This window comes from Actinoplanes sp. NPDC051388, from assembly GCF_055586225.1.
The window spans coordinates 452,520-474,238 of record NZ_JBVJIP010000001.1 but is presented as its reverse complement, the minus strand read 5'-3'; the positions used below and the strand labels follow the sequence as shown (position 1 = coordinate 474,238).

General features: G+C 71.1%; 20 protein-coding genes. 9 read left to right on the top strand and 11 right to left on the bottom strand.

Features of this window, described 5'->3' with window-relative positions; genetic code table 11:
- Window positions 1-9 precede the first annotated feature (9 nt).
- Window positions 10-1,545, bottom strand: a complete 1,536-nt coding sequence (locus ACZ6TI_RS02275; protein ID WP_465343148.1) for an amino acid permease — start codon at window positions 1,543-1,545, stop codon at window positions 10-12.
- 636 nt (window positions 1,546-2,181) lie between these two features.
- Here ACZ6TI_RS02275 and ACZ6TI_RS02270 point away from each other — a divergent pair.
- The 5 genes from ACZ6TI_RS02270 to ACZ6TI_RS02250 all read left to right on the top strand — a co-directional run bounded on the left by ACZ6TI_RS02270 (window position 2,182) and on the right by ACZ6TI_RS02250 (window position 6,519).
- The gene (locus tag ACZ6TI_RS02270) at window positions 2,182-2,535 is read left to right on the top strand and encodes a MerR family transcriptional regulator (protein WP_465343147.1); all 354 of its coding nucleotides are present in this window, start codon (window positions 2,182-2,184) and stop codon (window positions 2,533-2,535) included.
- Window positions 2,536-2,545: 10 nt separating this feature from the next.
- Window positions 2,546-3,838 (top strand): sensor histidine kinase, encoded by a 1,293-nt coding sequence (locus tag ACZ6TI_RS02265; RefSeq protein WP_465343146.1) that lies wholly within the window; start codon window positions 2,546-2,548, stop codon window positions 3,836-3,838.
- Window positions 3,835-4,488 carry a response regulator gene (locus ACZ6TI_RS02260; protein ID WP_465343145.1) on the top strand — a complete coding sequence of 218 codons (654 nt, stop codon included), beginning with the start codon at window positions 3,835-3,837 and terminating at the stop codon, window positions 4,486-4,488. Before ACZ6TI_RS02265 ends, ACZ6TI_RS02260 begins: the two co-directional genes overlap by 4 nt.
- 67 nt (window positions 4,489-4,555) lie before the next feature.
- Window positions 4,556-5,449 carry an ABC transporter ATP-binding protein gene (locus ACZ6TI_RS02255; protein WP_465343144.1) on the top strand — a complete coding sequence of 298 codons (894 nt, stop codon included), beginning with the start codon at window positions 4,556-4,558 and terminating at the stop codon, window positions 5,447-5,449.
- Window positions 5,446-6,519: an ABC transporter permease gene (locus tag ACZ6TI_RS02250; RefSeq protein WP_465343143.1), complete on the top strand. Its 1,074-nt coding sequence runs from the start codon at window positions 5,446-5,448 to the stop codon at window positions 6,517-6,519. The genes ACZ6TI_RS02255 and ACZ6TI_RS02250 overlap by 4 nt, the downstream gene beginning before the upstream one ends.
- A gap of 103 nt (window positions 6,520-6,622) precedes the next feature.
- On the opposite strand, the gene ACZ6TI_RS02245 is transcribed toward ACZ6TI_RS02250, so the two are convergent.
- A complete protein-coding gene (locus ACZ6TI_RS02245; RefSeq protein WP_465343142.1) occupies window positions 6,623-7,462 on the bottom strand; it encodes an SDR family NAD(P)-dependent oxidoreductase in 840 nt (279 codons plus the stop codon).
- A 38-nt stretch (window positions 7,463-7,500) separates the two neighbouring features.
- On the opposite strand from ACZ6TI_RS02245, the gene ACZ6TI_RS02240 reads away from it, so the two are divergent.
- Window positions 7,501-8,133 carry a DUF998 domain-containing protein gene (locus ACZ6TI_RS02240; RefSeq protein ID WP_465343141.1) on the top strand — a complete coding sequence of 211 codons (633 nt, stop codon included), beginning with the start codon at window positions 7,501-7,503 and terminating at the stop codon, window positions 8,131-8,133.
- Here ACZ6TI_RS02240 and ACZ6TI_RS02235 read toward each other — a convergent pair.
- Genes ACZ6TI_RS02235 through ACZ6TI_RS02225 form a run of 3 tightly spaced genes read right to left on the bottom strand, consistent with a single transcriptional unit; the run spans window position 8,069 to window position 11,356 of the window.
- Window positions 8,069-8,656: a TetR/AcrR family transcriptional regulator gene (locus ACZ6TI_RS02235; RefSeq protein WP_465343140.1), complete on the bottom strand. Its 588-nt coding sequence runs from the start codon at window positions 8,654-8,656 to the stop codon at window positions 8,069-8,071. The genes ACZ6TI_RS02240 and ACZ6TI_RS02235 overlap by 65 nt on opposite strands.
- A 7-nt stretch (window positions 8,657-8,663) precedes the next feature.
- On the bottom strand, window positions 8,664-10,805 hold the full coding sequence (locus ACZ6TI_RS02230) for a YhgE/Pip family protein (protein ID WP_465343139.1): 2,142 nt from the start codon (window positions 10,803-10,805) through the stop codon (window positions 8,664-8,666).
- Window positions 10,802-11,356: an ATP-binding cassette domain-containing protein gene (locus tag ACZ6TI_RS02225; RefSeq protein WP_465343138.1), complete on the bottom strand. Its 555-nt coding sequence runs from the start codon at window positions 11,354-11,356 to the stop codon at window positions 10,802-10,804. The genes ACZ6TI_RS02230 and ACZ6TI_RS02225 overlap by 4 nt, the downstream gene beginning before the upstream one ends.
- A gap of 145 nt (window positions 11,357-11,501) precedes the next feature.
- On the opposite strand from ACZ6TI_RS02225, the gene ACZ6TI_RS02220 reads away from it, so the two are divergent.
- On the top strand, window positions 11,502-12,482 hold the full coding sequence (locus tag ACZ6TI_RS02220; RefSeq protein ID WP_465343137.1) for an LLM class F420-dependent oxidoreductase: 981 nt from the start codon (window positions 11,502-11,504) through the stop codon (window positions 12,480-12,482).
- A gap of 49 nt (window positions 12,483-12,531) precedes the next feature.
- On the opposite strand, the gene ACZ6TI_RS02215 is transcribed toward ACZ6TI_RS02220, so the two are convergent.
- A complete protein-coding gene (locus ACZ6TI_RS02215; protein ID WP_465343136.1) occupies window positions 12,532-13,131 on the bottom strand; it encodes a PadR family transcriptional regulator in 600 nt (199 codons plus the stop codon).
- A gap of 125 nt (window positions 13,132-13,256) precedes the next feature.
- Here ACZ6TI_RS02215 and ACZ6TI_RS02210 point away from each other — a divergent pair, with 125 nt between their 5' ends.
- Complete coding sequence (locus ACZ6TI_RS02210; protein WP_465343135.1) at window positions 13,257-14,096, top strand: GNAT family N-acetyltransferase; 840 nt, start codon at window positions 13,257-13,259, stop codon at window positions 14,094-14,096.
- Window positions 14,097-14,139: 43 nt separating this feature from the next.
- Here the strand turns inward: ACZ6TI_RS02210 and ispG are convergent, their stop codons facing one another.
- Genes ispG through ACZ6TI_RS02190 form a run of 4 tightly spaced genes read right to left on the bottom strand, consistent with a single transcriptional unit; the run spans window position 14,140 to window position 18,420 of the window.
- Window positions 14,140-15,312, bottom strand: coding sequence for a flavodoxin-dependent (E)-4-hydroxy-3-methylbut-2-enyl-diphosphate synthase (gene ispG / locus ACZ6TI_RS02205; RefSeq protein WP_465343134.1), 1,173 nt, complete (start codon window positions 15,310-15,312; stop codon window positions 14,140-14,142).
- Between the two features lie 38 nt (window positions 15,313-15,350).
- The gene (locus ACZ6TI_RS02200; RefSeq protein WP_465343133.1) at window positions 15,351-16,607 is read right to left on the bottom strand and encodes a M50 family metallopeptidase; all 1,257 of its coding nucleotides are present in this window, start codon (window positions 16,605-16,607) and stop codon (window positions 15,351-15,353) included.
- Complete coding sequence (dxr, locus tag ACZ6TI_RS02195; protein ID WP_465343132.1) at window positions 16,607-17,806, bottom strand: 1-deoxy-D-xylulose-5-phosphate reductoisomerase; 1,200 nt, start codon at window positions 17,804-17,806, stop codon at window positions 16,607-16,609. The genes ACZ6TI_RS02200 and dxr overlap by 1 nt, the downstream gene beginning before the upstream one ends.
- A 23-nt stretch (window positions 17,807-17,829) precedes the next feature.
- The gene (locus ACZ6TI_RS02190; RefSeq protein ID WP_465343131.1) at window positions 17,830-18,420 is read right to left on the bottom strand and encodes a Uma2 family endonuclease; all 591 of its coding nucleotides are present in this window, start codon (window positions 18,418-18,420) and stop codon (window positions 17,830-17,832) included.
- Between the two features lie 104 nt (window positions 18,421-18,524).
- Between ACZ6TI_RS02190 and ACZ6TI_RS02185 the strand changes: the two genes are divergently transcribed.
- A complete protein-coding gene (locus ACZ6TI_RS02185) occupies window positions 18,525-19,433 on the top strand; it encodes a YihY/virulence factor BrkB family protein (protein ID WP_465343130.1) in 909 nt (302 codons plus the stop codon).
- A 135-nt stretch (window positions 19,434-19,568) separates the two neighbouring features.
- Here ACZ6TI_RS02185 and ACZ6TI_RS02180 read toward each other — a convergent pair whose 3' ends face one another.
- Window positions 19,569-21,692, bottom strand: a complete 2,124-nt coding sequence (locus tag ACZ6TI_RS02180; RefSeq protein WP_465343129.1) for an MMPL family transporter — start codon at window positions 21,690-21,692, stop codon at window positions 19,569-19,571.
- Window positions 21,693-21,719 lie beyond the last annotated feature (27 nt).

The following is a 21,719-nucleotide window of genomic DNA, read 5'->3' as shown; positions in this document are numbered from 1 at the left end:
TCCCTCTCGTCAGACGGTCGGGTCGTTGGGCAGCGCCTGTTCGCCGTGCGCGGCCTTCTCGATCAGGTTCTGCTTCGGGCCGGTGAACCACTTGCGAGCGCTCGCGAACCACCAGATCGTGGCGGCGCCGAGCACGACCACCACCGCGACGATGGTGTAGTTGAAGTTCGCCGCCTCGATCGGCCCGGCCACCGGCAGGACGAAGAGCACGCAGATGATGCCGACCCAGACGATCGCGATCCAGCCGATCGGAGCGCTCCACTTGCCGAGGTTCCACGGTCCCGGCTGGAACTCGTCGCCCAGCATCCGGCGCAGCAGCACCGGTCCGACATAGGCGACGTAGAGCCCGATCACCGCGATCGAGGTGGCCGCCGCATAGGCCGTGGTGTTCACCAGCGAGGGCACCACCAGGACCGTGGACAGCGTGACGCACAGCCAGATCGAGTTGGTCGGCGTGCCGGTGCGCGGGTTGACCTGCTTCCACAGCCGCGAGCCGGGCAGCGCGCCGTCCCGGGCGAAGGCGTAGGCCATCCGGGAGTTCGCGGTCACCGAGGCCATGCCGCAGAACCACTGCGCCACCACGCAGATGAAGAGCAGGAAGGCGCCCAGGTTGTCGCCGGCCGCGTCGATGAAGATCTGCGCCGGCGGCAGGCCCAGGTCGGTGGTCCGCTCGGCCTCGTAGTCCTGGATCGACCAGGTGATCGCCACCAGCAGGAAGAAGCCGGCGATCACCGAGACCACGACGGAGAGCACGATCCCCCGGGGGGCCGCGTTGGCCGCGTCGTGCGTCTCCTCGGCCACGTGCGCCGAGGCGTCATATCCGGTGTACGTGTACTGCGCCATCAGCAGGCCGATCAGCACCGCGTAGACCGCCGCGCCGCCGAAGGTGAAGCCGGTGGCGTTCTGCACCTCGAAGAACACCTCGGAGATCGGCTTGTGCTGGTCCGGCACCACGGCCAGGACCACCACGATGACCAGCACGCCGACCAGGTGCCACCAGGCGCTCACGTCGGAGAGCACCCGCACCAGGTTGACGCCGAACGTGTTCAGCAGGCCGTGCACGATGATGATGACCAGGAAGACCAGGAAGGTCCGGCCGGCCGTGACCTCCATGTCGAAGACCAGGCTCAGGAACGCCGAGGTGGTGATCGCCGCGCCGAAGTCGATGGCCGCGGTGACCGCCACCTCGCCCAGGAAGTTGAACCACCCGATGAACCAGGCCCACGCGGGCTTGTTCTTCTTGGCGAGCGCCGCTGCCCACCAGTAGAGCGCGCCCGCGGTTGGATAGGCCGAACAGACCTCGGCCATCGCCAGCGCCACGAAGGTCACCATGATGCCGACGAAGAGCCAGCCGAGCGTGATCGCCATCGGTCCGCCGGCCGTCATGGCGATGCCGTAGGACGTGATCGCGCCGGCCAGGATCGAGATGATCGAGAAGGAGACCGCGAAGTTGGAGAAGCCGGAGAGCCGCCGGTGCAGCTCTTGCTGATAACCGAGTTGGGCGAGACGTTCCTCGTCGGTGCTGGGGACTGGTTGCGTGCTCATGTATCTCCCTCAGCCAGGGGGTCGGCTGTGACGCAGGCCACCGCCGTCGGGTGATGATCTCGCTGCGGTGTTACACGCGTCAATGAGCAGTGTTAATTGCGTTGCCCGCGGTGCTCGTGATCGGCAGACTCGAAGGCACAAGCAGACGCTGGCTCCCAGCGTGGGGCCCTCGGCAGGCCCCGGACCCGCGGCGACGCGGGAGCGCGGTCACCTCTCTCACACGGCATCGCCGTCGGTCACGCCCGCTCCCGCGTCGTCGCCCCTTACCCAGGACTCTTGTTTCCCGCTCAGTCGAAAAAATCTACAGCGGCGATACTAGAAATCCGTTTGTGATCGGCCTAACATCCTAGGAGTCGGCCACGCACAGCCGACACCGCAAGTGGCACTGACACTCCGTTGGCTAAGGAGGACGAGATACCGCATCGAAGCGAAATCGCACCGTCCCCGACCCGACAAGAGGTGATCGCAGCCGATGCCCTTCACTCCGGCCCACCGCTAGCGGCACGCGAGCGGTGAGAGCCACAGAGAACTGAACAGCCAGGGCCCCGGTTACCCGCCGGGGCCTTGGAGTGTCTGCACCCCCGTTTGTTCGACCCCCTCGTTTGTTCGACCCCCCTCGCTTGTTCGAAAGGCACTATGAGCACGACGTTCGACGACGCGGACTTCCCCGCGTACACCATGGGCCGCGCGGCCGACATGATCGGGGTGACCCCCGCGTTCCTGCGCAGCCTCGGCGCAGCCGGGCTGATCGAGCCCGAGCGCTCGGGCGGCGGCCACCGCCGCTACTCCAGGCACCAGCTGCAACTCGCCGTCCGCGTCCGCCAACTCCTGGACGAGGGCATCGACCTCACCCCCGCCTGCCGCATCGTCACGCTGGAGGACCGGCTGGCCGCGGCCCACCGCCGCATCATCGAGCTCGGCGGCGCCCTCACCGCCGACGACGACGCGGACACCCCCACCCAGACCCATCAATACGACAAGGCCGGTTAGGGTCCCGGGCATGTCTCCGCCCTCGCTCGACGACTGGCGTCGGCCCGGGCCGACGCCACGCCAGCGCCGCATCGACCTCTGGATCGCGCTGGCCACGGCCCTCGGCGCGATGGTCAACGTCGCCCTGGTCCGCAGCGTCGGCGCGTTCTACTTCCACCTCGAGCCGTCCGCCGCCGAGCAGTACGCCTGGCAGCTGGCCATCGTGCTGCCGCTGATCTGGCGCCGCACCCACCCGCAGATCGTGCTGGTGGTCGTCTCCGCGGTCTTCCTGGCCGGCCAGGTGCGCGGCGGGCAGGAAACCCAGTTCGCGGGCGGCGTGCTGTTCGCCGCGTTCTACGCCTCCGGCGCGTGGGGCCGCAGCCGGCGCCTGGGCAGCCGCGTGCGCACCGCGATCATCGTCGCGATGTTCGCCTGGATCGCGGTGTCCTGGCTGCTCTCCCTCGATGAGCTCGCGGACGTGCAGGACTCGCGCGGCCCGCTGAGCCCGGTCCTCGGCGCCCTCGTCAACCTGGTGCTGGTCAACACGCTGATCTTCGGATTCGCGATCTTCTTCGGCCGCACCGCGTGGCTGGCCGCGCGCCGCGAGCACGAGCTCGAAGTGCGGGCCGCGGAGTTGCGTGCGGCGCAGGAGCTGGCCGAGGAGCGCGCGGTGATCGGCGAGCGGGTGCGGATCGCCCGCGAACTGCACGACGTGGTCGCGCATCACGTGTCGGTGATGGGCATCCAGGCGTCCGCCGCCCGCAGGGCCTTGGACAAGGACCAGGCCAAGACCCGGGCCGCGCTGACCTCCGTCGAGGAGAGCGCCCGAACGGCCGTCGGCGAGCTGCGCCGGATGCTCGGCGCGCTGCGCGCCTCGGACGGCACGACCACCCCGGCCGAGCTGCCCGGCGCCGGCCTGGAGCGGGTCGAGGACCTCCTCACCCCGGTGCGCGAAGCCGGCCTGACCGCCAACCTGTCGACCTTCGGCGACCCGCGCCCGCTGCCCGAATCGGTGTCCCAGGCGGCCTATCGCATCGTGCAGGAGTCGCTGACCAACGTCCTGAAGCACGCCCACGCTTCCACCGTGGACATCCGGATCCGTTACCTGGCGGGCGAACTCGAGATCGACGTGGCGGACGACGGCCGCGGCGCGCCCCCACCGGCGCCGGGCGGCATGGGTCTGATCGGGATGCGCGAGCGGGTCGCGGTGCACGACGGCTCGCTGGAGGCCGGCAAACGTTCCGAGGGCGGCTTCCGCGTGCGAGCCCGGTTCCCGCTGGAGATCCCGGTGCTGCCCGCCCAGCCCACCGGGGCGGGCCGGTGATCCGGGTCCTGCTCGCGGACGACCACCAGCTGGTCCGCACCGGCTTCCGGGTGATCCTGGACATCGAGGACGACATCGAGGTGGTCGGCGAGGCCGCCGACGGCGATCAGGCGGTCGTCCTGTCCCGGACGCTCAGGCCGGACGTGGTGCTGATGGACGTGGAGATGCCCGGCACCGACGGGCTCACCGCGACCCGCCGGATCGCCGCCGAGGACGGCCCGTCGGTGCTGATCCTGACCACCTTCGACCGCGACGAATACCTGTTCGAGGCGTTGCAGGCCGGGGCGTCCGGCTTCCTGCTCAAGAACGGCACCCCGGAGGCGCTGACCGAGGCGGTGCGGGTGCTGGCCCGCGGCGACGCCCTGCTGGCCCCGGAGATCACCCGCCGGGTCATCGCCGCGTTCGCCCGGCCCGGATCGCCGCCCGCCGCGGGACGCCGGCTGGACGACCTGACGCCGCGCGAGCACGAGGTGCTGGTGCTGCTGGCCGGCGGCGCCACCAACGCCGAGATCGCGGCCGGGCTGCATCTGGGCGAGACGACGGTGAAGACGCACGTGAGCCGGGTGCTGATGAAGCTCGGCGCGCGAGATCGCACCCAGGCGGTGGTGCTGGCGTACGAGCTCGGGGTGGTGCGCCCGGGGTCCTCCTAGCGGATGACCTTGCCCGTCGTTCGCGCGCCGGACGCTTCCACGGCCGGAGTTCCCTAGCGTTGACGCCATGACCGATGTGTTGAGCGTCGACTCGGTGAGCCGCAGTTTCGGCGACCGTCAGGTGCTGAAGGACGTCTCGTTCGCCGTGACCGCCGGCCGGATGACCGGGTTCGTCGGGGCCAACGGCGCCGGCAAGACCACCACGATGCGCATCATGCTGGGCGTGCTGGCCGCCGACTCCGGCCAGGTCACCTGGCGTGGCGCGCCGCTGGACCGGCCGACCCGGCAGCGCTTCGGCTACATGCCCGAGGAACGCGGCCTCTATCCCAAGATGAGTATCCAGGAGCAGGTCGTCTACTTGGGACAGTTGAAGGGGCTGAGCCGCGACGACGCCCGGCGCCGCACCACCGCGCTGCTCGAGCGGCTGGGCCTGGCCGAGCGGGCCGAGGAGCACGTCGAGAAGCTGTCGCTCGGCAACCAGCAACGCGTCCAGGTCGCCGCCGCCATGGTGCACGACCCCGAGGTGCTGGTGCTGGACGAGCCGTTCAGCGGCCTCGACCCGCTGGCCGTCGAGGTGGTGCTGGGCGTGCTGCGCGAACGGGCCGCGGCCGGCGCGCCGGTGCTCTTCTCGTCGCATCAGCTCGAACTGGTCGAACGCCTCTGCGACGACCTGGTGATCATCGCGGACGGCATCATCCGCGCCGCCGGCAGCCGTGCCGACCTGCGCGCGACCTATGCGCTGCCGCGCTTCAGCATCGAGGTCGCGGCCGACGCCGGCTGGTTGCGCGATCAGGCCGGGGTCACGCTGGTCAGCCTGGACGGCCCGCGCGCCGTCTTCGACCTCGACCCGGCCCACGACGACCAGGCGGTGCTGCGGGCCGCCCTGTCGCGCGGGCCCGTCCGCTCCTATGGGCCGGTGCAGCCCTCCCTGACCGAGATCTTCCGAGAGGTTGCCCAGTGACCACCTATGCCGCGGCGCGTCTGGTCGCCGTCCGTGAGATCGCCGTCAAACTGCGCGACAAGACCTTCATCTTCAGCACGGTCTTCTTCCTGCTGGTCGCGGTCGCGTCCACTGTGCTCCCGACGCTGATCGGCGGCGGCCCGGACAGCGTGGCGGTGTCGGCCACCGCGGGAGACTCGACGGCCGCCCTGCGCCAGGCCGGGCTCGACGTGCGTACCGTGTCGTCCGACGCCGAGGCCGAGCAGCTGGTCCGCGACGGCGACGTGGACGCCGCGGTGGTCGGCGGCCCGCGCGTGCTGGCCTTGGACGACTCGCCCGGGGACGTGGTGCGAGCGCTCAGCTCGGCGCCGCCGGTGCAACTGCTCGAACCCAGCGAGGCCGACCCGTTCGCCCAGTTCCTGGTGCCGTTCGCGCTGGCCTTCGTGTTCTTCATGACGTCGTTCTCGTTCGGCCTGCAGATCGCGCAGAGCGTCACCACCGAGAAGCAGACCCGGATCGTCGAGATCCTGGTGTCCAGCGTTCCGGTGCGGGCGTTGCTGATCGGCAAGGTGGCCGCGATGACGCTGCTGGCCTTCGGGCAGATCGCGCTGATCGCGGTGGTCGCGTTCCTGGGCATGCAGATCGGCGGCGTGGAAAACGCGTTGATCGGCCTGATCGGCCCGGCGATCGGCTGGTTCCTGCCGTTCTTCGTGCTGGGCTTCGTCATGCTGGCCACGCTCTGGGCCGGGGTGGGCGCGATGTCCGCCCGGCAGGAGGACCTGGCCGGCGTCTCCGCGCCGCTGCAGGTGATCGTGATGATCCCGTTCTTCGCGACCATCTTCCTGGCCGAGAACCCGGCGGCGATGGCGGTGATGTCCTACATCCCGCTGACCTCCCCGGTGGCGATGCCGATCCGCATCTTCAACGGCGACGCGGCCCTGTGGGAACCGTTCGTCGCCCTGATCCTGCTGGTCGCCGCGGCGGCGCTGTTCCTGGCGATCGGCGCCCGCCTCTACGAGGGCTCCCTGCTGCGCACGAACGGCCGCACGAGCCTGGCGACGGCCTGGCGCAGCCGTTCCCTGGTGAGCTGACCGCTTGCTCTGCTTCCCCAGAGGAAGCACGACCCTCGAGCCCCGGCTTCTCGCGCGGGCTCGGGGTGTTGCGTATATGTGTGCAGAGCAAAGGGCCCGCGGGTCAACCCGCCGGCAGGTCCACCGCGGACGCGCTCGCCTCCCAGAGACGTCGCGCCCGCGTCGGGTTCGTCGACCGCGGCGTGGCCGGGAACGCGCTGCGGAACGCGAAATACCCGCCCGGCACCAACGCCGCCGGGTCGGTCGCCATCCACACCATCGTGTCCGCCGCCTGTTCGCTGCTCTGGAAGAGGCCGGGCACCAGCTTGGCCGCGGAGAACAGCGGGCTGCGCGTGCCGAACCCGCTGCGCACCAGCCCGGGGAACAGACACGTCGGCACCACGCCGAGCCCGGTCCACCGCCGGGCTGCCTCGATCGTGAAGAGGATGTTCGCCTGCTTGCTCGCGCCGTAGGCCGGCCATCGGCCCGGCTGACGCCGTCCGGGACGCCGGACGTCGAGCGTGCCCCACGCCTCGGCCAGCGACGCCGTGGTGATCAGCCGGGCCGGCGCGGACCGGGTCGCGGCCGCCCGCAGCCGGTCCAGCAGCAGGTGGCTGAGCAGGAAGCCGGCCAGGTGGTTGGCCTGCATCGTCGGGTCGAAGCCGTCGACCGTCCGCCGCCGCACCGAGGTCAGCGCGCCCGCGTTGTTCGCCAGCACGTGGATCCGCTCGTGCTCGGCGGCCACCCGGGCGCCCACCGCCCGCACCTCGTCGAGCACCGTGAAATCCGCGCGATAGGCCGCGGGCGTCCGGCCGCCGGCTTCGCGAACCGCCGCCACCGCAAGCGAAATCCGGCCCGGGTCGCGGCCAAGCAGCACCACCTCGTCGCCGCCCCGGGCCAGCGCGATCGCCGCGGACAGACCGATCCCGGAACTGCCACCGGTCACCACCACGGTCCGCGCCATTCGACCATTCGACCATCCGCGTCGGTCATCATGGCCGCATGATCCGAATCCGGCTGCTCGCCGCGGCCTCCGCCACGGCGGTGCTCGCCGGCGCCACGATCATGGTGGTCGCCCTCGTCGCGGCGCCGGGTTCCTGGCTCGACGGGTACGTGAGCGAGGCCGGCACCGCGGGTCTGCCGTTCGCCGGGGCGTACCGGATGGGCCTGATGCTTCTCGCTCTGGGGGTGGCCCTGCTCGGCGCGAGCCTGCGGCAATGGCTGCTGCTCGTCGCCGCCGCGCTGGCCGGACTCTCGGGGGCCGTGTCGTGCAGTGGTGGCTGTCCGCTGCCGCCCTTCGAGCCGACCACGACCGCCGACGTGGTGCACTCCGCGGCCAGCATCGTCGGCATGTTCGTGCTGGCTCTGGCGATGGCGTCGACCTGGTGGACGATCCGGCCCGCGCTGCTGGGCAGACTGGCGGCGGTCGCGGTGTTCCTGACCGTGCCGCTCGGCGGCGCACTGGGCCTGACCATGTTGTTCGCCGGGCGCAACCGGCTGGGCGCCACCCTCGAAAGACTGCTGCTGCTGGTGGGGGTCGCCTGGCTGGTCACCACCGCCGTCGTGATGTTCAGACCCGGCGGACGATCGCGAGCAGCGACTCCTCGACGTGCTCGATGGAGCGCTCGGGCATGAAGACCAGCCAGTCGACCGCCACCACCAGCCCGACGCCGAACAGCGCCGAGGACGCCACCCGCACGTCCAGCTCGGCGGGCAGGTCACCGGCGTCCACGCCGCGCTGCACGGTCTCCGCGATCACCCCGATCGCCTGCTCGCGCAGCAGCACCAGGGTCTGCTGCCACTCGCGGTTGGTGCGCCACATCTCGGAGAGCAGCAACTGCGCGAAGGCCCGGTAGCGCCGGATGTACTCGAGCTGGGCCCGGACCAGCGCGGCCACCGCTTCACGCGGCGGCAGCCCCTCGACCGCCGCCCGGAAATCGTCGGTGAGCAGCCCGATGCCGTGCCGCAGCAGCTCCTCGAACAGCGCGGACTTGGACGCGAAGTTGTAGTAGACCGTGCCCTTGGCGACCTTGGCCCGCAGGGCGATGTCGTCCACCGTGGTGGCGGAGAAGCCCTGCTCGGCGATCAGCTCGACGGCGGCTTCGAAGAGCCGCTGCCGGGTGTCCTCGCGCCTGCGAGTGCGTCCGTCGACTGCCATCGACCTCTCAGATCACCAGCTCCGGGTGCAGGTCCGACGGGGTCAGCCGCCGGGCTCGGTGGGCCACCAGCAGGGTCGGCACGAAGGCGCCGGCACCGTAGCCCAGCAACGCGAGCGTGCCCGTCATCACCGTACCGGCCGGACCGCCGTCGATGGCGTGCCGGAGGGCGTCCACCACGTACGTCATCGGCAGCAGCGGGTGAATCGCCTGGAAGAACCACGGCGTGGTCTGCACCGGATAGGTGCCGCCGGACGAGGTGAGCTGCAGCATCAGCAGGGCCAGCGCGACGATCCGGCCGGCCGATCCGAGCGCCGTGCCGAGCAGCTGCATGATCGCGGCGAACGCGACTGCGGCGAGTGCCAGCAGCCCCCACGTCACGATCGGATGCACCGGGTCGAGGCCCAGCCCGAAGTGCACCACCGCGAAGAGCAGCGTCGCCTGGGCCAGCCCGACCGCCATCGCGGGCAGCAGGCCGGCCAGCGCGACCCGATGGGTGGGCGCGCCGGAGACCAGATGCCGGCGGTTCAGCGGCTTCAGCACCATGAAGGTGATCATCGCGCCGACCCAGAGCGCCAGCGCCAGGAAGTAGGGCGCGAATCCGACGCCGTAGGTGCCGGCCGCGTGCCGGGTGGCGCGATCCAGCGCGACCGGGTCACCGAGCACGCCGGCCCGCGCCGAGGGGTCGTCGCCGTAGCTCGGAATCTGGTCCGCGCCCGACGCCAGCCCCGAGGCGAGCTTCGCGGCGCCGCCCTCCAGATCGCCGAGCCCGTCGGCGAGCCGTTGTCCCCCGCCGGCCAGCGTTTCCAGGCCGTCGTCGAGCTGTCGCGCACCGGTGGCCAGCCGATAGATCCCGCCGCGCAGGTCGTTCGCGCCTGCGGCAGCGGCCGCGGCGCCGGCTTCGAGCTTCCCGGCCCCGGCGGCCAGGTCCGTCAATCCGTCGGCCAGAGCATCCACCCGGGTACGCGCGGCAGCCACGTCGTCCGCCAGATGTGGTGCGGCGTCCGCGACCTGCCGAGCGGTCGCCGCCACCACGCGCAGCCGGGCGGCGAGCTGATTCAAATCGGTGTCCCGGATCGTCGCCCGCACCCGGCGGGCAGCCGCCACGAGATCGTCCGCGGTGTCCCGGGCCTCGTCCACGCCGGGGGTGTCGTCCGGCAGCCCGTCCAGATAGGAGCGCAATTGCTCGGCACTGCGCAACGCGTCGGCCGCCGCGTCATCGAGCCTCGCCACGTTCGCCGCGAGCGCGTCGGCGCCGTCCGCGACCTGCCCGGCGGCGTCACCGATCAGCGCAGCGTTGTCCCGCAGCACCGGCTCGATGCGGTCCGCGGCCGCGTCCACCGCACCGGCCAGCCGCCGCCCGCCCTGCGCCGCTTGCTCGGTGCCGTTCGCGAGCTGGGCCGCCCCGGCGTTCAGCCGGTCCAGCCCCGCGGCCAGGTCGTCCGCCCCGCTCGCCGCCGTGCCGAGCCCTCCGGAGAGCCGTCCCGCGCCGTCTTCCGCGTCGGAGAGTCCCCCGGCGAGCTGCCCGGCGCCGTCTTCGGCGTCCTGAGCGCCGCCGCGCAGCTTGGCCGCGCCGTCCGCCGCCTCCTGGGTCTGCTGCTCGAGGTCGGTGAACCCGATCAGCATCCGGTCGAAGTAGCCGGCCGCCGCGGACGCCGATGCGGCGGCCCGGACCTCGTCGAACGCGGTGCGGGAGAAGACCCCCGACAGATAGTTGGTGGCGTCGTCGGTGACCACGCCGAGCCGAGCCTCCCGTGGCCGCGCGTCCTGGTCAGGCCCGGTGACCAGGCCGGCCGAAAAGTCCGCCGGGATGCGCAGCAGGATGTGGAAGTCGCCGTCGTTCAGGCCCCGCTCGGCGCTCCGCTCGTCGGTGACGTGCCAGTCGAAGATCTGCCGCCGCACCAGCTCGTCGGCGAGATCCTGCCCGGCGTGCACGGTGCTGCCGTCGCTCGCCGTGGCCGGCCGATCCTCGACGACCAGCGCGGCCGGCACGTGGTTCAGCCGGCCATAGGGATCCCAGAACGCGTAGAGATAAAGCGCGCCGTAGAGCAGCGGGATCACCGCCAGCACGACCAGCGCGGCCGCGGTGAGCCGGCCCCGGAAGAAGCGGCGCAACTCCATGCCGGCCAGCCGGAACGCCCCGGTCGTCACAGCGTCACCGCCGTGACGTCGGCGCGGTCCACCCCGCGGGCGGTGACGATGACCGCGATCCCGGTGTCGGCGACCTCGCGCAGCATCGACCAGAGCCGGTCCTGCTCGGCCGCGTCGAGGCCGTCGTCGATGCCGTCCAGCGCGAGGATGCGCGGGTCCTCCATCAGCGCCAGCACGACGCCGAGCACCTGCCGCTCGTAAGGGCTCAGGGACCAGCCCTTCGCGGCCGGGTCGAGACCCAGGAGCGGGACGTCGGCGCGGATGCCGAGCAGGGCCTCGCGTTCCCGCACGTGTTCGGCGACGGTCATCGCGGGCTCCGGGTCGGTGACTCCCCGCACGTATCCGAGGGCGGCCGGTGGGCGTACCAGATCGACCGTGCCCTCGGAGAGCCGCAGGCGACCGGCGAGGGCGAGCAGCGCGGTGGTGCGACCGCTGCCGGGCGGTCCGGTGACCGCGACCAACTCGCCCGGCTCGACCAGGATCTCCAGGTCACGGAACACCCAGTGGCGGCGATGACGAACCCCGGCGCCGGCGGTGACGAGCACGGACATGACTGACTCCTAGTTGTACTGACTGGTCAGTCTAAAAACTTACTCGCTTTTTTCTGCGGGTCATCTCGTCGTGGCGGGGATCACGGCATACCGGCTTCCGCCGCGCGATCTTGCTCGGACCGGTGCCCGGCGGGAGGATCGGGAGATGGCCAAGCGCTGGGGTATGACCGTTCCGCTCGGCGGGGTTCCGCTCGCCGATCACGCCGCTGTCTTCGCGGCCCTGGCGGACGCCGGGTTCACCGACGCGTGGACCTCGGAGGTGTCCGGCAGCGACGCGTTCACGCCGCTCACCCTGGCCGCCGTCTGGGAGTCGCGACTCCAGCTCGGCACCGCGATCACCCCGGTCTTCACCCGCGGTCCGGGCCTGCTGGCGATGACCGCGGCCGCCCTCGCGGAGACCGCGCCCGGACGCTTCCGGCTGGGCATCGGCGCGTCCTCACCGGTGGTGGTCGGCGACTGGAACGCGGTGGAGTTCGACCGGCCGTTCGCGCGCAGCCGGGACATGTTGCGCTTCCTGCGGCCGGCGCTGGCCGGCGAGACGGTCGACCGCGAGTTCGACACCTTCACGGTGCGCCGCTTCCGGCTCGAGCGGCCGCCCGCGACGCCGCCGGCGATCCTGCTCGCCGCGCTGCGGCCCGGCATGCTGCGGCTGGCCGCGGCCGAGGCGGACGGCGTGATCATGAACTGGCTGTCCGCGGCGGACGTGCCGGCCGCGCTGGCCGAGACCAAGGGCGCCGGGCCGGACTTCGAGGTGGTCGCCCGGATCTTCGTGTGCCCGACGGCGGACCAGGAATATGCCCGGATGGTCGCGCGGCGCATGATCACGGCGTATCTCTCGGTGCCGGCCTATGCGGAGTTCCACCGGTGGCTCGGTCGGGGGCCGGCGCTGGAGGGCATGTGGGCCGCGTGGGCGGCCGGTGACCGCAAGGGCGCGCTGGCCGCGATTCCCGACGACGTGGTCGACGACCTGGTGGTGCACGGTTCGCCCGCGGAATGCCGCGCCAAGGTCCAGGCCTATCAGGACGCCGGCGTGGCCGTGCCGGTGATCGCCCTGGTTCCGACGCCCGAGATGCAGAGCGGCGGCGCGGCCGGCCTGGCGCAGCTCTTCGGCGACCTGGCCCGATAGACACCGATGGACCCGCACCATCGCTGGTGCGGGTCCGTCGCGGTGCTGGTCACTCGCTGTCGGCGAGGATCGCATACAGCCGGCGCTTGGTGTCCGTGAGGACCTCCAGGGCCTTCTGCCGCTGCTCCGGGGTGCCGTTGAAGCCGACCTGCCGCAGCGCGTCCATGATGCCGAACGCCGCGTCGCGGAAGTCCTGCGCCTGGGACATGCTGTCGTTGCTGAACTGGTTCCACGGGGGGTTCTCCGCCGCGGTCTCGGCCTCGGGCCGGCCGTCCGCGGTGAGCTGGTAGCTCTTGCGACCGCCGTGGGCCTCGGCCTCGATCAGGCCCTCGTCCTCCAGCAGCTGCAGGGTCGGGTAGATCGACCCCGGACTCGGGCGCCAGATGCCACCGGTGCGGCTCTCCAGCTCCTGAATCATCTCGTAACCGTGCATCGGCCGCTCGAGGAGCAGCGCGAGGACGGCGGGTCGCACGTTGGGACGGCCGCCTCGGCCACCCCGGCGGCCACCACGGCCCTCGGGACCGCCCCAGCCACCACGGCCCCCGAAACCACCGGGACCGGGGCCACCGTTTCCGAAGGGGAAACCGGGCGGGAAGCCGAAGCCACGCATGTGGCCCTCGTGCAGGCGACGGAAGTGTTCGTGTCGCATGACTATCTCCGTTCTGTTGTCGATAGTTTGACGATATATCGGCAACGCATCGTCTGCAAGGCTTTCTCGGGTCGCTAGGGCACGCGGGAGGTGTGAGCAGCGCTACGTCTGGCAATCTGGTAGGCGTGCTGACGGTGCCGATGCGCCAGCTCGGGGAGTCCGAGCGGGCGACGGTCGAGAGAATCCTCGACAGTGACCCCTACGCCGGTGCCCAGATCGCCGAGCGGGTGGCGGCCCATGGCCTCAGCTGGTGGCGTGCCGACGGCAGGATCTATGGGTACGGGCCCGGCCGCCGCGTGGAATCACTGCTCTGGTCCGGGGCGCACCTGGTGCCGGTCTGCGCCACCCCCGCATCGGTCGCGGCGTTCGCCGACCTGCTCGGCGCCGAGCCGCGCATCTGTTCGTCGATCATCGGCCGGGCGGACGCGGTCCTCGATCTGTGGGATCGGCTGGGCGGTCACTGGGGGCCGGCCCGCGACGTCCGGCCCAACCAGCCGTTGCTGGTCGCCGACACCGAGCCGCCGATCGCCGCCGACCCCGAGGTGCGGCTGGTCCGGGGCGACGAGGTCGATCTGCTGTTTCCGGCGGCGGTGGCGATGTACACCGAGGAGGTCGGCGTCTCCCCGCTGCAGGACGACGGCGGGCGGGGCTACCGGCGGCGGATCGCCGAGCTGGTGCGGTCGCGGCGGGCATATGCGCGCTTCCACGGCGGCCGGGTCATCTTCAAGGCCGAGCTGGCCATCGTGACGTCGCGCACCGCGCAGGTGCAGGGCGTGTGGGTGGACCCGGAGTTCCGGGGCCAAGGTCTCGCGGCGGCGGCGATGGCGGCCGTCACGAAGGACGCCCTGCGCCGGGTCGCGCCGACGGTGAGCCTCTATGTCAACGACTACAACACGCCGGCCCGGCAGGCCTACGCACGCTGCGGCTTCGAGCCGGCCGGCACCTTCGCGACGGTCCTCTTCTAGCCGGCCTCTTGGCCCGGCCCCCTTTGGCGGCTTTCTCGGCCGGTCAGTGCACGGTGACGGTCGGGCCGGGCAGCAGCTCGCGCAGCTCGTCGGGCAGCTCCGCGCCCATCTGGTCGGCCAGCCGCAGGGCCTCCTCGACCAGGGTCTCCACGATGATCGACTCAGGCACGGTCTTGATGACCTGGCCCTTCACGAAGATCTGGCCCTTGCCGTTGCCGGACGCCACTCCCAGATCGGCCTCGCGGGCCTCCCCCGGGCCGTTGACGACACAGCCCATCACGGCCACCCGCAGCGGCACCGGGAAGCCCTCGAGCGCCGCGGTGACCTGCTCGGCAAGCGTGTAGACATCCACCTGAGCGCGCCCGCAGGACGGGCAGGAGACGATCTCCAGGCCGCGCTCGCGCAGCCCGAGCGACTCGAGGATGGCGTTGCCGACCTTGATCTCCTCGACCGGCGGCGCGGAGAGCGACACCCGGATGGTGTCGCCGATGCCCTCGGCCAGCAGCGCGCCGAACGCCACCGCGCTCTTGATCGTGCCCTGGAACGACGGGCCGGCCTCGGTGACGCCGAGGTGCAGCGGGTAGTCGCACTGCTCGGCGAGCTGCCGGTAGGCCCGGATCATGACCACCGGGTCGTTGTGCTTCACCGAGATCTTGATGTCGCGGAAGCCGTGCTCCTCGAACAGCGAGCACTCCCACAGCGCCGACTCGACCAGCGCCTCGGCGGTCGCCTTGCCGTATTTCTCCAGCAGGCGCTTGTCCAGGCTGCCGGCGTTCACGCCGATCCGGATCGGGATGCCGGCGTCGCCCGCCCGCTTGGCGATCTCCTTGACCTGGTCGTCGAACTTGCGGATGTTGCCCGGGTTGACCCGCACCGCGGCGCAGCCGGCGTCGATCGCGGCGAACACGTACTTCGGCTGGAAGTGGATGTCGGCGATGACCGGGATCTGCGACTTCTTGGCGATCGCGGGCAGCGCCTCGACGTCGTCCTGGGACGGCACGGCGACCCGCACGATCTGGCAGCCGGAGGCGGTGAGCTCGGCGATCTGCTGGAGCGTGGAGTTGACGTCGGCGGTCAGCGTGGTGGTCATCGACTGCACGCTGACCGGGGCGCCGCCACCGACCGGCACCGAGCCCACCATGATCTGGCGGCTCTTGCGTCGCTGCGCGAGGGGCGGCGGCGGCACGGCCGGCATGCCGAGGCTGATTGCGGTCACTGACTCATCACCTGGTTCGTTGCCTTGGATCGATGTCGTTAACGGGAGAAGATCGAGATCGGGTTGATGACGTCCGCCGTGATGGTGAGCAGGGTGAACGCCCCACCGATCAGGATGACCGCGTAGGTCAGCGGCATCAACTTGAAGTAATCAACGCGACCCGGGTCGGGCTTCTTCAGCTTTCCGTAGAGCCACGAGCGGGCGCGTTCGTACCACGCGATCGCGATGTGGCCGCCGTCCAGCGGGAGCAGCGGCAGCAGGTTGAAGATGCCGATGAAGATGTTCAGCGAAATGAAGATCATCAGGAACACCTGCGGCAGCCCGGCCGCGATCGCCTCGCCGCCCAGCCGGCTCGCGCCGACCACGCTGATCGGGGTGTCCGGGTCGCGCTCGTCGCCGGTGATCGAGTGCCACAGCGCCGGGACCTTCTCCGGAATCCGCTTCATCGCGGTGAACGTGCCCTGCACGATGGTCCAGCCGTAGTCCGCGGTCGCTCCGACGCCGTCGACGGGGCCATAGGTGACCAGGCCGGGCTCTTTGGTGGTCCAACTGATGCCGGCCACCGCGACCTGGGTGACCGTGCCGTCCGGGTCGTCCAGCGGCGGGCGCTGCGCGGCCACCAGGTTCACCGTCGCGGTGGCCGCCTGGCCGTCCCGCGTGTACGCGAACTCGGTCGGCCCCGGCGTGGTGGCCCGAATCACATCGGTGAGCTGGCCGTAGTTCGCGATCGGCTGGCCGCCGACGCTGGTGATGATGTCGCCGGTCTTGAGGCCCGCGGCGGACGCCGGGCCGGTCAGGTCGCCGTTCTGGCCGACCGCGCACGGGGTCTGCGACAGGTTGATCTGGATGCAATTGCCGACCTGCACCATGGCCGGCGCGTTGCGCTGCTCGGCCACGGTCTGCGGGATCGCCGGGTTGGGCAGGCCGACGAACACCGCGGCGAACCACATCGCCACGATCGCCAGCAGGAAGTGGGTGAGCGACCCGGCGGACATCACGATCGTCCGCTTCCACACCGGGAACCGCCACATCGCGCGGGGCTGGTCCTCCGGCTCGACGTCGTCATCCTGCGGCGTCATTCCGACGATCTTGCAGAAGCCGCCGAGCGGGATCCACTTCAGGCCGTACTCGGTCTCGCCGCGCTTGAAGGAGAACACCGTGGGACCGAAGCCCACGAAGTAGCGCGAGACCTTCATGCCGAACCGCTTGGCGGTGATCATGTGACCCGCCTCGTGGAGGCTCACCGAGATCAAGATGGCCAGCGCGAACGCCACCACCCCCAACCAATACAGCATCAGGCTCCCTCTGCCGCAGTCGCGATCATCCGCTGCGCCTGGGCACGCGCCCAGGCCTCCGCGGTCAGCACGTCGTCGACGGTACCCGGATCCGCAAAATCGGGTGCCGCCGCGAGCACCCTCTCGAGGGTGTCGACGATGCCCAGAAAAGGTAGCCGACCGGACACGAAGGCGGCCACACACTCTTCGTTGGCGGCGTTGTAGATGGCCGGCCGCAGCCGCCCGGCCTCGCCCGCGGCCTTGGCCAGCCGGACCGCCGGGAACGCGTCGTCGTCGAGCGGCCGCAGCTCCCAGTTGTGCGCCTCACGCCAGTCGACCGCGGCGGCCGCCTCCGGCACGCGATCGGGCCAGGCCAGCGCGAGCGCGATCGGCAGCCGCATGTCCGGCGGGCTGGCCTGGGCGAGCGTCGACCCGTCGGCGAACTCGACCAGCGAGTGCAGCACCGACTGCGGGTGGACCATCACCTCGATGTCCGCATAGGGCACGCCGAACAACTCGTGCGCCTCGATCACCTCGAGCCCCTTGTTCACCATCGTGGCTGAGTTGATCGTCACCACCGGCCCCATGTCCCAGGTCGGATGCTTGAGCGCGTCCTCCGGGGTGACGTTGGTGAGCTCCGGCCGGGTGCGCCCCCGGAACGCCCCGCCGCTGGCGGTCAGGATCAGCCGCCGCACCTCGGTCTCCTTGCCGCCCCGCAGGCATTGCGCGAGCGCCGAGTGCTCGGAGTCGACCGGCACGATCTGCCCCGGCGCGGCCGCGGCACGCACCAGCGGCCCACCCGCGACCAGCGACTCCTTGTTGGCCAGCGCGAGAACCCGCCCGGCCCGCAACGCGGCCAGCGTCGGCGCCAGGCCGAGACTGCCCACCACCCCGTTCAGCACCACGTCACAGGGCCACCCGGCAAGCTCCGCCATCGCGGTCGGTCCCGCCACGATCTTCGGCAGCTGGAAGTCGCCGGTGGCCCATCCGCGCCGCTGCGCCTCGGCATAAAAAGCCAACTGCAGATCCTGTACGCACGACGACCGCGCCACGCCCACGACCTCGACGGACAGCTCGAGCGCCTGCGCCGCCAGCAGCTCGACGTTCCCGCCCCCCGCGCCCAGCGCCACCACCCGGAACCGATCCGGATTACGCCGAACGATGTCGATCGCCTGTGTCCCGATCGATCCGGTCGACCCCAGCAGCACCAACTCACGCATGCGCCCATCCTCCCGGACGCGGTTCAAGCTGCGGGTCCGACCAGCTCGGCCGGATCGACGGAGAATTCGAACGGCTCCCGCATGGCGAACACATCGCCACCGGCCGCGGCGACGACCGGCTCATAAGCCCCGTCGACGAGTTGGTGCAGCACGATCGCCGGAACGCGATCGCGGAAGTCCACCCGCAGGAAGTACGGGACACCCGCATCGGCGTATCCCCGCGGCCGATCCACCAGGTCCTTGCGCCGGTTACCGCTCGACACGATCTCGCCGAGCAGGACCGCGTCCGAGATCGGCATTGCCTTGCGCCCGCCGCCCGATCGGCGCAGGACGACGAGGTCGGGAATGAAGAGGTCGTCGCCGGAGACGATGTTGACCTCGTGATAGACCCAGAGGCCGGCGGCTCGAGCCGCCGGCTTCATCCGCGACTGGAGCTCGAACTCGACCTCCTGATGGTCGAAGCCGGCGTGCGGTGTCAAGACGACGCTCCCCCCGATGACCTCGACCTTGGGTCCGGAGGTCTCCGGAAGCAGGTCGAGGGCCAATTGGGCGGTCCACGGCTGAACACGCGTGCCGAGCAGCTCGAACGACGGTTCGCGTGCGGGTGCTGCCATCGGACTCACCTCCGCGGGGAATCTTGCCGGAATCAGGGTAACGCCGGGGACGCTCGTCTCCGGGCTGTGGATAACTCGCGGGGTCCTGGGGCAAGCACTCGTCTGTGCGATTGTGGCTGAGGCGTTCCCGGAAGCTCCTCGCAGCGCCGTTCCGGCCGCTGCGCGGGCGGGACGTGTCGTTGCACGCCGCGGCGGTGACGTTCTACGCCGGGATAGCCGTGGTGCCGGTGGCGCTGCTGGCCATCTGGGTGACCGGCCTGGTGGCCGGCGCCGACCGGGTGCGACGGCTGACCGGGCACACCATCGACGCCCTGCCGGACGCGATCGGCGCACCCCGGGCATTGCACGCGCTGATCGAGGCGGGCCTGGGCCTGACTCCCATCCTCGCGCTGGCCAGCCTCTTGCCCGCAACCCTCTACGGCGAGGGCCTGCGCCGCGCCTTCGTCTCGGTGCGCGGCCCCGGCGAGCAACTGGTCGGCTGGCGCGGCCGCATACTGTGGCTGCCGTTGCTGGCTGCCGCCCCCGCACTGCTCCTGGCAACGTTCCTGGCCCTGCCGGTGACCAGCGACCTGTGGACCCGCGGCGGCTGGTACGCCGTAGGCGGCGTGGTCCTGTCCTTTCTGGCCTGCTGGCTGGTGCTGACCCCCGTGGTGATCTGGGTCTACCGCTACGTAGCGCCGGGCCACCCGGAATGGCTGGCCACGACCCTAGTCGGCTCCTTCACGGCAGCGAACCTGTCCGGCTTCCTGCACGGTTTCGTGCTCTTCTGCTCGCTACCTCTGGACCTGGGCGTCCCGTTCGGCGGATTCACGGAGATCGGCGGCATGGTCGCCGTGGGCCTCTGGCTGTACCTCTTCCACACCATCGTCCTGGCCGGCTACGCCGCCACCCTCTCAGCCAGCACCTACCAACGCGACCGCCGAGCCAAAACCACCCCCGACCCGGCCCCTGAAACCCACGACACCGATCCCCCAGCCACCAAGACCCCGCCCAACGCCATCGCCGCGAAATAGCCAGCCGGCGCCACCACCTTTGCCTCAACCACCCGCGGCCGCCCGCCCTCGCCGGACGCCCATTAGCCGCCGGCTGGGCCGGATGGCGAGCTGGCGGGGCCGGTGCAGGGTCGGATGGGCAGACGGGTGGGTGGGCTAGAGGTGGGCCGGCTCTCGGGCCGGCTCCGGCTCGTCCGGGGTGGACTCTGTCTCATGGATGCCGTAGCGGCCGTAGATCCGGGCCAACGGAGCCGGCGCCCACCAGTTCCAGCGGCCGAGCAGACGCATCGTTGCCGGGACCAGCAAGGCACGCACCAGGGTCGCGTCCACGATGATCGCCACGATCATGCCGACGCCGATCATCTTGATGACCGCCACGCCGCCTGTCGCGAAGCCCGCCACCACCACGATCAGCAGCAACGCGGCCGCCGTGATGATTCGCCCGGTGCGTTGCAGGCCGGCGGCCACCGCGGTGGTGTTGTCGCCGGTGCGGTCCCACTCCTCGCGCACCCGGGACAGCAGGAACACCTCGTAGTCCGTGGCCAGGCCGAAGAGCACGGCCAGCACGAGGATCATGTTGCTCGGTTCGATGAAGCCGGTCGATTCGAAGCGCAACAGGCCCTCGAGGTGACCGTCCTGGAAGATCCAGACCACCACGCCGAAGGACGCGCCGATCGAGACCGCGTTCATCAGCACCGCCTTGATCGGCAGCACCACCGAGCCGAAGGCCAGGAAGAGCAGCACCATCGTGGCGACCGCCATGATCAGGGCCATCCAGGGCAGCCGCTCGGCCAGGCTCTCGAGCGAGTCCTGGTCGACCGCCGCCCGGCCACCGACCAGCGCGTCCGGGTCGAGCGCCCGGATCTCCTGGACCACCTCGCGCGCCTCCGCCGTGGACGCCTCGGCCGACGTGATGACGGTGACGAGTTTCGGCCCGCCGGTCTGTGCGCTCGCCACCCCGGGCAGCGCCTGAATGTCGCCGGCCAGCGTGGCCGCGTCGCCGGACGGCACGAACACGTTGATCGGGCTGGCGCCGCCGCCCGGGAAGTCGTCGCGCAGCGCCTCGTTGACGATCCGCGCCGGGGTGTCGGCCGGCATCACCCGCTCGTCGAAGCCGCCGAACTGCACCCGGCTGAACGGCAGCGCGAACAGCACCAGCACCGCCAGGACGCCGACCACATAGAGCACCGGGCGCCGCATCACGCTGTGCGCCAGGCGGGCCCACGCGGCGCCCGGCTCGCCCGTGCGGCGGCGCGGCATCGGGATGCGCAGCGCGTCGACCCGGTGGCCTAGCAGCGCCAGCGCGGCCGGCAACACGGTCAGCGCGGCCAGCATGGCGATGAGCACCGCGGCCATGCCGCCGATGGCCATGCCGCCGAGGAACGGCTGCGGGAAGATCAGCAGGCTGGACAGCGCCAGCACGATGGTCAGGCCGGAGACCATGACGGTACGGCCGGCCGTCGCCACGGTGATGCGGATCGCGGTGGGGACGTCCTTGCCGTTCGCCAGCTCCTCGCGGAAGCGGCTCACCACGAACAGCGAATAGTCCACCGCCATGCCGAGCCCGAGCAGCGTGATGATGTTGATCGCGAAGACCGAGATGTCGGTCAGATAGGTCAATCCGCGCACGGCGACGAACGCGCCGAGGATCGCGATGCCGCCGATCACCAGCGGGGACAGCGCGGCCACCACGCCACGGAAGATCAGGATCAGCAGCACCAGCAGGACCGGCAGCGAGAAGATCTCGGCCCGGGTGATGTCGCGCTCGGTCTGCTCGTTGGCCTGCTTGTTGAAGGCCACCTCCCCGCCGGCCTCGCTGCGCAGCCCGGCCGCCTCGAAGTGCGGCTCGATCGCCTCGAAAGCGGCCATCTGCTGGTCGGCGTCGCCGGGGGCCAGCTGGATCGCCGCGTAGGTCGCCTTGCGGTCGGTGCTGACCAGGGCCGGCGACTCGGAGTCGAGATAGCTGGTCACGGTCGCCACGCCGGGCTGGGTGCGGATCTCGGCCACCGCGGCGGTGATCGCGGACCGGACCGCCGGGTCGTCGACCGTGGCGCTGTCGCTGGACCAGAGCACGAGCACGTCGGGGTTGCGCTGGCCGAGCTGCTCGGCGATGGCGGTCGCCGCCCGGTTGGACTCGCTGTCCGGTGCGTCGTATCCCCCGCCGGTGAGAGCGCCGAAAACACCCAACCCCCAGGTCGCACCGACCGTGACCAGGGCGAACGCCGCCGCGACCACCCACCAGCGCAAACGGACGACCGCTCGGCCCCACCACCGGAACATGCCCATCACCTAATCTCGACGGAGATC

Bases quoted from the DNA above. Each gene is read 5' to 3' on its own strand.
- ACZ6TI_RS02275 (WP_465343148.1), bottom strand. From the start codon at position 1,545: ATGAGCACGCAACCAGTCCCCAGCACCGACGAGGAACGTCTCGCCCAA.
- ACZ6TI_RS02270 (WP_465343147.1), top strand. From the start codon at position 2,182: ATGAGCACGACGTTCGACGACGCGGACTTCCCCGCGTACACCATGGGC.
- ACZ6TI_RS02265 (WP_465343146.1), top strand. From the start codon at position 2,546: ATGTCTCCGCCCTCGCTCGACGACTGGCGTCGGCCCGGGCCGACGCCA.
- ACZ6TI_RS02255 (WP_465343144.1), top strand. From the start codon at position 4,556: ATGACCGATGTGTTGAGCGTCGACTCGGTGAGCCGCAGTTTCGGCGAC.
- ACZ6TI_RS02245 (WP_465343142.1), bottom strand. From the start codon at position 7,462: ATGGCGCGGACCGTGGTGGTGACCGGTGGCAGTTCCGGGATCGGTCTG.
- ACZ6TI_RS02240 (WP_465343141.1), top strand. From the start codon at position 7,501: ATGATCCGAATCCGGCTGCTCGCCGCGGCCTCCGCCACGGCGGTGCTC.
- ACZ6TI_RS02235 (WP_465343140.1), bottom strand. From the start codon at position 8,656: ATGGCAGTCGACGGACGCACTCGCAGGCGCGAGGACACCCGGCAGCGG.
- ACZ6TI_RS02225 (WP_465343138.1), bottom strand. From the start codon at position 11,356: ATGTCCGTGCTCGTCACCGCCGGCGCCGGGGTTCGTCATCGCCGCCAC.
- ACZ6TI_RS02220 (WP_465343137.1), top strand. From the start codon at position 11,502: ATGGCCAAGCGCTGGGGTATGACCGTTCCGCTCGGCGGGGTTCCGCTC.
- ACZ6TI_RS02215 (WP_465343136.1), bottom strand. From the start codon at position 13,131: ATGCGACACGAACACTTCCGTCGCCTGCACGAGGGCCACATGCGTGGC.
- ACZ6TI_RS02200 (WP_465343133.1), bottom strand. From the start codon at position 16,607: ATGCTGTATTGGTTGGGGGTGGTGGCGTTCGCGCTGGCCATCTTGATC.
- dxr (WP_465343132.1), bottom strand. From the start codon at position 17,806: ATGCGTGAGTTGGTGCTGCTGGGGTCGACCGGATCGATCGGGACACAG.
- ACZ6TI_RS02190 (WP_465343131.1), bottom strand. From the start codon at position 18,420: ATGGCAGCACCCGCACGCGAACCGTCGTTCGAGCTGCTCGGCACGCGT.
- ACZ6TI_RS02180 (WP_465343129.1), bottom strand. From the start codon at position 21,692: ATGTTCCGGTGGTGGGGCCGAGCGGTCGTCCGTTTGCGCTGGTGGGTG.